This window comes from Streptomyces sp. NPDC101151, assembly GCF_044768335.1.
Taxonomy (GTDB): domain Bacteria; phylum Actinomycetota; class Actinomycetes; order Streptomycetales; family Streptomycetaceae; genus Streptomyces.
This window is the reverse complement of the sequence record NZ_JBIWPP010000134.1, coordinates 1-1,671: the sequence shown is the minus strand read 5'-3', so window position 1 is coordinate 1,671 and position 1,671 is coordinate 1. Positions and strand designations below refer to the sequence as shown.

2 protein-coding genes are annotated in these 1,671 nt (G+C 68.4%); both read right to left on the bottom strand.

What is annotated here, in order from left to right; genetic code table 11:
• Positions 1-364 (bottom strand): transposase family protein (locus ACIRU3_RS47740; protein WP_404070775.1); only part of this gene is annotated, 364 nt, incomplete at its 3' end.
• Positions 365-387: 23 nt separating this feature from the next.
• Positions 388-1,572 (bottom strand): IS110 family transposase, encoded by a 1,185-nt coding sequence (locus ACIRU3_RS47735; protein ID WP_404070773.1) that lies wholly within the window; start codon positions 1,570-1,572, stop codon positions 388-390.
• Positions 1,573-1,671: the final 99 nt, after the last annotated feature.

Genomic DNA, 1,671 nt, shown 5'->3' with positions numbered 1-1,671 from the left:
TGCCGTGCTTCTTGTGTTTCTGCGAGTAGTACGGCTCGTCCGCCTTGATGCGGTCGGTGGGGATGAGCGTGCCGTCGAGGATGACGAAGTCGCCTTCGCCCAGGCCGACGAGGGCCTCGTGGAGTCCTGGCGCCCACGAGGCGAGGACCTCGACGGTCTCGTGCACGTACCGCCACGCCGTCGCCTCGGAGACTCCCAACCCGGCGCTGACCTGGGCCAACGTCTCGTTCTTCCGCAGGTGTGCGAGAATCAGCAGGGCCTGCTCGAAGCAGCTCAACCTCCGCCAGACTGAGCGAAGTTCACGCCTTCGGGCGTAGATGAGCCAGGAGACGTGCTCGACCAGCTCGTACGGAACGTCGAGCATGGACCTCTCACGGCATCTACTTGTCAAGCAGCGGCGAGGAGCGGCATCGGGAACGCGGTCGTTTCGTCGAACAGAGTCCGTGTCTGGAGGCAGTGATGGAGCTGTCCGAGCATGCGGTTGAAAAGGTTCCGGAGGGCGGCAGCATGGAAGTCGCCCCGTGCTCGGCGGCGTCGGTAGTGTGCGTTCGCGCCGCCGGAGGCGGTCAAGGCGGAGAATGCCCAGAGGAAGCCCGCGTCGTGCAGGCGGTTGTTCTTGACCCGTCTGCGGCCGACGTAATGATGCTTGCCAGAGGCCCTGGTGATGGGGGCCGCACCCGCGTACGCCTTCAGCCCTCGAGCGTCGTCGAATCGCGACCGGTCGTCGCCGATCTCGGCGAGGATGCGGGCCCCGAGCTGGACGCCCAGGCCCGGAAAGCTCAGCATCACCTCAGCGTCGGGATGCTGGCGAAACGCCTTCTCCGTCGCCGCGGCAAGCTCGTCGACCGTGCGGCAGGCGGCATCGAGCTGCCGCAGCAGCCCGACCATCTGCTGGCCCAGAGCGTCCTCGACCAGCTTCGGGTGCCGGGCCTGGGGCCGCTGGAAGACCTCCATCCAGCGTTCGGCCTCGGCTTCGATGCCCCGGACGCGGCCCGCCCGCTTCAGGGCCGTGCCGAGCCGTTTGCGGTTCATCGCCGCCGCCTTGCCCGGAGTGGGGGCCGCTGCCAGGATCGCGCGGGCCTCCGGCCGGCACAGACCGTTCTGCCAGCCCGCGACGGCTTCCAGGGCCGCCGGGTAGTAGTCCCGCAGCAGCGACCTGAGCTGGTTGGTCAACTGCTGCCGGTTCCACGTCGCATCCTGCTGAGCCCTTGCCAGCACGGCGACGGACTGGGCGAGTTCGGAGTCATTCGCCATCGGCCGGTGCATGTCCGCGTCGGTGCGGAGGATGTTGGCCAGGACCAGGGCGTCACCGGGATCGGACTTCTTGCGCGAGACACTGTGCCGGTCCCGATAGCGGGCCACGGACATCGGGTTGAGGGCATAGACCTGCCGTTTCCCCTGCCGTAGGAAGGCCACGAGCAGACCGCGGCCGGTCTCGATGGCCACGGGGATCGGGCTGGCTTCGCTGTCGCCGTGCTCGGCCAGCAGCTCCAGTAACTGCTGATAGCCAGCCAGGGTGTCGTCGATCCTGAGCCTGGCCGCCGGCTTCCCGCTGTCGTCGGCCATGGCCACATCGTGGTGGGGTCGGCGCGGAGCGCGGTTCCGGGATTCCTCCCGGCCCGTTTCTCCACGCCGCCCTCCCGAACCGGACGTGCGAGTTGGCCCCGCATC